Genomic DNA, 7,952 nt, shown 5'->3' with positions numbered 1-7,952 from the left:
CTAAATTAAAGGCTCAAATTTACGCGCCGCAGATAAATTTTTATATCGCAAATACCAAAGACGAGCCGCTATTAATCGCGCAAAACGTAGATATTTTATACGAAGCCGCCGCCGCAGCCTTCGACGGCGCGCTAGATAGCGACTATCAAAAGCCCGTCGGCAAAAACGTGATTCTTGCCTGTGATGAGCCGCGAGAGGAGCTTGTGAGGCTACTTAAGCAGCATGGATTTAAGGTGATCGCGTTAAGCAGGGCCGAGATTAAGTTCGTCTATGGCGAGATTGGCGATCTTGCGGTTACGATTTTAAGCGAGCGAGATGAGGTTGAGACCGAGGCAGATTTTTTCTTGATTAGCGGCGCAGCGCCCTATCAACTGCGACAAAGCGGCTGCTACGAGATATCGGGGCTAAAAGACGATGAAATTTTAGAAATTTTAAATTCCAAAAGTCCGGTTTATCATTATAAGAATTCCACGATCTTCGATCCTGCGATCTGCCAGTATCAAGGCAGGCGAAATGAGCTGCGCGCGCCGTGCGTAGAGGTTTGCCCTACAGTGGCGATTTTGAAAAATGACGAAAAGCGCGAGCTCGTGTTTTCGCACATCGACTGTATCGGCTGCGGCGAGTGCGTGAGCGTCTGCCCTAGCGGCGCGCTTAAATTTGCGCCGCTTCCGCAGAACGTCTTTTATGAAATTTCAAAGCTTTATAAGGGCAAAATTCCGCTTCTTATCGCGGAGAACGAAATCGCGTCCGCACCCGCAGCGCAGCTTCCGTGTGGCGTGCTGCCGTTTGGAATTTTTGGAAGCAGGCAAATAGATGAGGTGAATTTGCTAAGCGCTATGCAAGAAAGCGGCTCGAGCGTGATCGTTTACGGCGCAGACGTGGGCAAGGGCACGCTAGAGGCGGCGGAGCTCATCAATGGAATTTCGAGCGCGATCTATGGCAAGGACGCGGTATTTTTAGCGCGAAATTTAACCGAGCTGCAAGAAGCGCTAAAGTGGGCGCAAAGCTCTCAGCCCTGGGCGTTTAGCTTAAACGAGCAGGGTCTTAGCAAGAAAGAAATTTTTTCCAAACGCGTAAGCGCGATGGTTGGCGAGGGCAGCTTCGGCGCCGTAAAAAGCGGAGAGTTGCTAAAATTTGGCAAAGTAAGCATAAACGAAGCAAGCTGCACGCTCTGCCTTAGCTGCGTGGGCGCCTGTAATACCGGCGCGCTGTATGCCGACAACAGCGACAATTCGATTAAGCTCAACGCTTCGCTTTGCACGACGTGCAACTACTGCGTGTTAAGCTGCGCCGAAAAGGATACGATCGAGCTTCAGCCTTGCGGCGTGGAGCTTGAGTCGGGATTTTTTAATTACAAAATGCTAGCTAAAGACGAACTTTTTAAGTGCATCGAGTGCGGTAAGGAATTTGCGACGAGCAAAGCCGTGATGAAGATCGCGGATATGATGGGCGCGCATTTTGCAAACGAGCCTGAAAAGATGAAGACGCTTTTTTGCTGCGGCGATTGCAAAGCGAAAATAATGATAAAAAAGCAGATAGAAGATGCTAGAAAAGGGGCAATGTAATGGATGCGAATCTACTTCAAGCAAGAAGCTACTACTACGAATTTTTTGCAATTCCGTTTTTTTTCTATGAAACGGATACGAAATTTAAGCGCTGGAAGGAGCAGCTGGAGTTTTTACGCAGCTCGCCCATTGTGCCTAGCGATGAGGCGGAATTTCAAAATTTGGCGAAATTCGATTTTGCAGCGTTTAAAAGCGAGCAAAATTCCGTGCTTTTTGATTTTTCATACGCCAACGTGCCGATGAGTGCGAGCTTTTACGACGAAGGACGCGACGATGGGCGTATGCGTGTCGCGGTAATCGACGTGCTAAAAAAGAGTAAATTTCGCCGTAATATGGAGCTTTGCAAAGAGTGCGAGGATTATGTGGGATTTATTTTTTACCTGCATTCGACTCTGCTGCGCGACGCGGCTGCAAAACACAGCGCGGTTTTAAACGGACAAAATTCCGTGACAAACGAGCAAAATTCCACAAATAACGCGAGCTTGACGGTGCAAGACGGAAAAAATTTTGTAGATTCGCGGGACAGTAAAAATTTTACAGGCCCGCAGAATGGTAAAAATGCTGCGAACTCGCAATGCGCTAAAAATTTCATCGGCGCGCAAGACGGCGAAGCGCTGGCGTTAGAGCTTTTTACGAATGTCACCAACAGCTTTGTGGATGAGTTTAGCGAGCTTTTGTGCGGGCATGTGCGGGCGGATTTTTTCAAATCATTAGGCGCACTAATGAGAAGCTTTTTTGCGCTTGAACGCTCGCTTTTAGCGCTTGCCGCTCCGCAAAAGAAAGATCGCAGCGTCGTTAAAGAAGCGATCAAAAAAGGCGGCTATCAAAATAAATTTACCAATCCGGAAGATATTTTTGATCTGGATTGATAAATAAAATTTTTAACGGAAATCTTAACGCAAAAGCAGAATTTCGGTTAAATTTTAAACTCGCAAGCTCGAGTTTTGCGAGTAGTTTTTTAGTTAGAACTTTATATTTTGAATTTTAAATAAAATTTAAAAAGTAACTTAAAATTTAATTTCCATCTCACTGCCTTTTCGTTATAATTCATTAGACTTAAATCCTGTAACAGGCGTTACTACAATAAAAGATTTAAAGCGATTTCTTCACAAAGGAAAACCATGGAGAACAAACGCAGGGATTTTCTTAAAAAATCTCTAAAAATCGGCGCAGTAGGCGCTGTGGGCATTGCTGCATCTCAGGCTCTAGCAAAAAGCGAGCAGGATTACGGCGATACCGTTCGTGGCAAATCACCGAAAAAAGAGGTGCTTTACTGGGAGAGTGAAGCGTGGAAAAAATACTATAAAGTAGCTTACTAGGAGAATTTTCATGAGTGAGAATGCGATCGGAAGGAGATCGTTTTTGAAACTCGCCGCTTTAGGAGCGAGTAGCGTAGCCGCGTTTGGCGAAAATAATACGCTAAGAGCCGCTACTGAGCAAGAGATCAAAAACCCATTTCCAGGTTCCGTTATGAAGCGAACGATATGTTCGATCTGTTCCGTAGGCTGCGGTATCGAGGCTCAAGTGGATGAGAGCACCAATACCTGGATTCGCCAAGATATGGCAGTAGATCACCCGATCTCGCAGGGCAGTCACTGCTGTAAGGGAATCGATCAGATCGATCTAACCAAATCTAAAATGCGTCTTAAATATCCGCTCAAAAAGGTTGACGGCAAGTGGGAGCGCATCAGTTGGGAACAAGCCGTTAACGAAATCGGCGATAAAATGCTTCAAGTCCGCAAAGAGGACGGTCCAGATAGTGTGGTATTTCTGGGTTCGGCTAAATTTTGCAACGAGCAGGCATATTATTTTAGGAAATTCGCAGCCTTTTGGGGTACGAACAGCAACGACCACGTAGCCAGAATTTGACATAGCGCAACAGTCGCCGGTGTGGCGAATACTTGGGGTTATGGAGCTATGACAAATCACGTAGGTGATATGGCGAAAAATTCTAAAATGATCCTTTTCATAGGTGCGAATTCCGCGGTTGCAAATCCAGTGGGAGCTATGAAGCATGCTCTTCAGGCTCGCGATAGAAACGGCGCAAAAATCGTCGTCGTCGATCCAAATTTTACTAGAACTGCGGCTAAGGCCGATATGTATATTAGAATTCGTCCAGGAACCGATATAGCGTTTGTGTACGGAATGCTGCATCTAATCTTTAAAAACGGCTGGGAAGATAAGGAGCTAATAAAAACCAGAACCTACGCTGTAGATGAGATCAAGGCGGAAGCTGAGAAGTGGGATCCTAAAGAGGTAGCCAATGTCACCGGCTGCAAGGAAGAGGAACTGATAGAATTTACGAGGATGTTCGCTACCACAAAGCCCGCTACTTTATGCTGGGCGCTAGGTATCACGCAGCACTCGATCGGTAGCTCGAATACTAGAATTTTGGCTCTTTTGCAGCTCATACTAGGCAATATGGGCAAGCCAGGCGGCGGCTGCAACATCCTTAGAGGCCATGATAATGTTCAGGGCGCTACCGATATGTGCAATCTCTCCGATAGCTTACCTGCGTATTACGGGCTAGCCGATAACGCTTGGAAGCACTTCTGCAAGGGCTGGGGCGTAGATTACGAGCAGTTTATTAAAAGATTTGCCGTCTCTACTAAGCAGCCGCACGAAAAGCAGGGCGAAAAAGTGCCTGGTACGAATTTTACCGAGTATTTTCACTACGATCCGAGCATCGAGCAAGATGTGATAAACTGGCGCAACGAAAAGGGCTTTTCGCTATCTAAATGGTGGCAGGGCGTTTTGAAAAACGAGCCCGTTTTAAGTAGTGGTAACGTCCGCGTCCTTTGGGTACAAGGCACAGGAATTACTTCTATGGCTCACGTTCGCGAGACTCAAGAAGCATTAGGCAAGATCGATATGCTGGTAGTCGCCGAGCCATTTTTAAACGAAGTAGCGATTCTAAACGATAGACCGGATGGAATTTATGTTTTGCCGGTAGCTACGCAGTTTGAGAGCGAAGGTCATCTAAGCGCTACAAATCGCAGCGGTCAGTGGAGAACTCAGATCGTTAAGCCTCTATTTGAGAGCAAAGAAGATCAAGAGGTAATGTTTTTATTCGCGAAAAAATTCGGCTTTTACGACGAATATGTTCGCGGCATGAAGATGGGCATCGTTGATGGCGAGCTTAAGCAGGTTAAAGACGATTTTGTTTGGCCTGACGACGCTACCGATGAGATCGCACGCAATACTCAAAGTATTGGTAATAACGGACGCACCGCAGCTAGATTTCGCAGACAGCAGAAAAACTGGCATCTATTTGATCCCGATACCCTGCGCGGCATAGGCGGCGAGGTCGAGGGCGAATACTACGGACTTCCATGGCCTTGCTGGGATACGCAACACCCGGGCACGCCGATTCTTTACGACGTAACTAAGCCTTATGCAGATGGGGGCATGGGCTTTAGAAACCGCTTCGGCTTAGAACACGACGGCGTTTCGCAGCTAGCCGACGAGAGCATTACCCTTCCGGGATCAAAAATTCAAGGCGGACACGCAGAAATTACTAAGGCAAATATCGAGCAGGTTTTGGGCATTACGCTAAGCGAAGATGAGAAAGCCAAGATGGGGCCTACGTGGAGCACAGATTATAGCGGCATTATCGCTAAAAAATGTCGCGAGTTTGGAATTTGTCCTTGCGGAAATGCAAGAGCAAGAGCGAAGGTTTGGCAGTTTGCGGATCAAATTCCAAAGCATCGCGAACCGATCCACTCGCCTAGATGGGATTTAGTGGAGAAATATCCGACCTTTGCGGATCAAAAACGAAATTTCCGCGTCTTTACGAGATTTATCTCCGAGCAGAAAAAGCAGGATTGGAGCAAGGACTTCCCTACGATCGTAAGCTCGCTAAGGCTTGTAAATTTAAGCGGTGCGGGCATGATCGAGCGCACGAGCAAGTATCTTTCGGCGATTACTCCAGAGATGTTTGCGCACGTAAATCCTAAGCTTGCCGCTGATAAAGGTATCAAAGATGGTGAGATGATGTGGATTCATTCGCCGCAAGGCACGAAGATCAAAGTCAAGTGCATCTATTCGCACGCCGTAACGCCCGATCGTATTGTTATGCCGTATAACTTCGCGGGAATTTTCCAGGGTGAGGATCTAAGCGAGCGCTACCCTGAGGGCACTAAGCCATATATCAGAGGCGAGAGCTCAAATACGATTACGAACTACGGCTTTGACATAAATACGCAAATTTCGGAATTTAACGCCGGTCTTTGCAGACTAGAAAGAGCATAAGGAGATAAAATGCCGGCAAGATTAAAATTTTACGTCGATGTCGAGCGTTGCATCGCTTGCTATGGTTGCCAGGTAGCCTGCAGCTCGGCGCACGAGGTTCCCGTGCAGATCAATAGGCGCAAGGTTATCACTTTAAACGAGGGCATAGAGGGGCAGGAGGTTTCAAGCTCTATCGCTTGTCAGCACTGCACCGATGCGCCTTGCGCGCAGGTTTGCCCGGTTCAATGCTTCTATATCAGAACCGACGGCGTCGTTTTACACGACAAAGATAAATGTATCGGCTGCGGATATTGCCTCTACGCGTGTCCGTTCGGTGCTCCGCAATTCCCTAGAGACGGAGCTTTCGGTATCAAAGGCGCGATGGACAAGTGTACTATGTGCGCGGGTGGACCGGAGCCTACGTTTTCGCACGAAGAGCTACATAAATACGGCCAAAACCGTATCGCAGAGGGCAAGGTTCCGATTTGTGCGGCGATCTGTTGCACGAACGCTCTAATCGTGGGCGACGCGAGCAGAGTTTCGGATGTTTATCGCAAGCGCGTACTTACGCGCGGCGTGAGCCTATAAGATTGTGGAATTTTAAACGCCTACGATTTAAAATTCCGCCTCTTTTACAGAAATTTCAACCGAGCGACGGCTTTAAATTTAGCGGTCGCTCGGCGCAAAATTTTATTTGAAAATCTCTACTCCCACGTATCGATAGTTAGATTATTTCAAAAAATCGCCTCTTGCTGACATTAAAATTTTAAATTTATGCTACAATCACTCAAATTTAGGATTTGAAATCTTAAACGAAAGGATCTGTCTTGAAAAATAAAATTTCACTTTTTTTGGTCATTTCGGCGTTTTTGATTTTTACGGGCTGCTCTAAAAATGTGCCCGTAAATAGCGGTATCGTGCGCACTTCCGAGCCGCTTCACATTATGGAATTTCCGCAGGATAAGCTCATAAGCGTAAATTTTACCAATACCTCTACGACGGATTCAAATTTAACCCAAGTAGTGATCCAGCATCTGCGTGCGGATGGATTTAAGGTCGTAAATAAAAGCGCGGCGAACGTCCAAATCGGCGGCAATCTCAACTACTTTCGCAAGGCGGATTTTTCGCGCAGATCGTGGGATAATCCGAGATTTAGCTTCGGTATGGGATTTGGCAGATATTATAGATATACGGGCGTAGGCGTGGGCTGGGGGATGCCGTTCGGTTATGATCCTTGGGACGACGACGATTATTACAGAGACTACTTCTACGACTCGCAGATTAGCCTCTACATAAGCGTTAAAAACAAGGGTGCGTGGAAGGACTACGTAACGAACCTCAACTACCAAAGCATCAAAAATCCGGGTTCCAAAGACGCGGTAATGGATGCGCTAAATTTTAAAATTTACGAATATATAAGACAACTGATTAAGCAGGGAAGATGATAGTAAAAGAGAATAAAAAGCCCGTAGCGATGACGCTGGCGGGATCGGCGATTTTGGCGCTCGCTAGCGGATATTGCTACCACGCGGGCTTTGGCGGTGCGGCGCTTTTCGCTTCCGTAGTGGCGGCATTTTGCGCGTTTTTTTGCGCGCTCAGACTCGGCGCGAAAAATTATTTGCAGATCGGCGAGGATGCTTTTACGATCGTGCGAGGCGCAAATTCCGAGAGCTTCGAATATAAAGATATCGCAAATTTAGGCACAAAAACCTTCGTCGCGGGCAGAAACAAAACGGAGCTTTTAAATTTTGTATTCAAAAAAACGCCGCAGGCGCAGGATCGCTTTAATTTTTTACGATTTTACAGCGACACGGAGGCCACGCTACCGGGCTCGTTTGAAATTTCGATCTACGAGCTGAGTAGAATTTTACGCGAAAAAGCGGGTCTTTCGCAAAGCTCTGAAGAAGAGCAAGCCGCTCCAAAAGTTCGCAAGTGCGCTAAGGGCTCTAAAAAAAGCGCGAGTAGTGCCAAAAAATTTAAAACTAAAAACTTTCGCGATGAGAATTCCGCTTCAAAAAATTTCGATGCGCAAAGTTCCTGCGGAGAGAAAAATTTCGGTAAAAATTCAGGCGCGGAAAATTCCCGCTCTACGCAGGATTCCGCCATGCAAAATTCTAGCGCCGCCGATTTAAGCAACGCGCAGAATTTAAAGGGCGC

At 46.8% G+C, this 7,952-nt stretch carries 7 protein-coding genes; all 7 read left to right on the top strand.

Annotation, left to right across the window (positions count from 1 at the left end; all coding sequences use genetic code 11):
* Nucleotides 1-1,565, top strand: a 1,565-nt coding sequence (locus tag Q0256_RS03030) for a 4Fe-4S dicluster domain-containing protein (RefSeq protein ID WP_297959930.1), incomplete at its 5' end; no start/stop codon positions are given.
* Nucleotides 1,565-2,434, top strand: a complete 870-nt coding sequence (locus tag Q0256_RS03025; protein WP_297959928.1) for a molecular chaperone TorD family protein — start codon at nucleotides 1,565-1,567, stop codon at nucleotides 2,432-2,434. The genes Q0256_RS03030 and Q0256_RS03025, both read left to right, overlap by 1 nt.
* Before the next feature lie 252 nt (nucleotides 2,435-2,686).
* Nucleotides 2,687-2,884 (top strand): twin-arginine translocation signal domain-containing protein, encoded by a 198-nt coding sequence (locus Q0256_RS03020; RefSeq protein WP_297882827.1) that lies wholly within the window; start codon nucleotides 2,687-2,689, stop codon nucleotides 2,882-2,884.
* A gap of 10 nt (nucleotides 2,885-2,894) precedes the next feature.
* Nucleotides 2,895-5,816, top strand: coding sequence for a formate dehydrogenase subunit alpha (locus Q0256_RS03015; protein ID WP_297959926.1), 2,922 nt, complete (start codon nucleotides 2,895-2,897; stop codon nucleotides 5,814-5,816).
* 9 nt (nucleotides 5,817-5,825) lie between these two features.
* Entirely contained in the window at nucleotides 5,826-6,383 is a 558-nt protein-coding gene (fdh3B, locus tag Q0256_RS03010; protein WP_297913568.1) for a formate dehydrogenase FDH3 subunit beta, read from the top strand.
* A gap of 239 nt (nucleotides 6,384-6,622) precedes the next feature.
* Complete coding sequence (locus Q0256_RS03005) at nucleotides 6,623-7,240, top strand: hypothetical protein (protein ID WP_297959924.1); 618 nt, start codon at nucleotides 6,623-6,625, stop codon at nucleotides 7,238-7,240.
* Nucleotides 7,237-7,952 (top strand): hypothetical protein (locus tag Q0256_RS03000; RefSeq protein ID WP_297959922.1); only part of this gene is annotated, 716 nt, incomplete at its 3' end. The genes Q0256_RS03005 and Q0256_RS03000, both read left to right, overlap by 4 nt.

This window comes from uncultured Campylobacter sp. (assembly GCF_937949835.1).
GTDB lineage: Bacteria > Campylobacterota > Campylobacteria > Campylobacterales > Campylobacteraceae > Campylobacter_B.
Note: the sequence above shows the minus strand (reverse complement) of the source record. Positions and strands in the feature narration are given on the sequence as shown.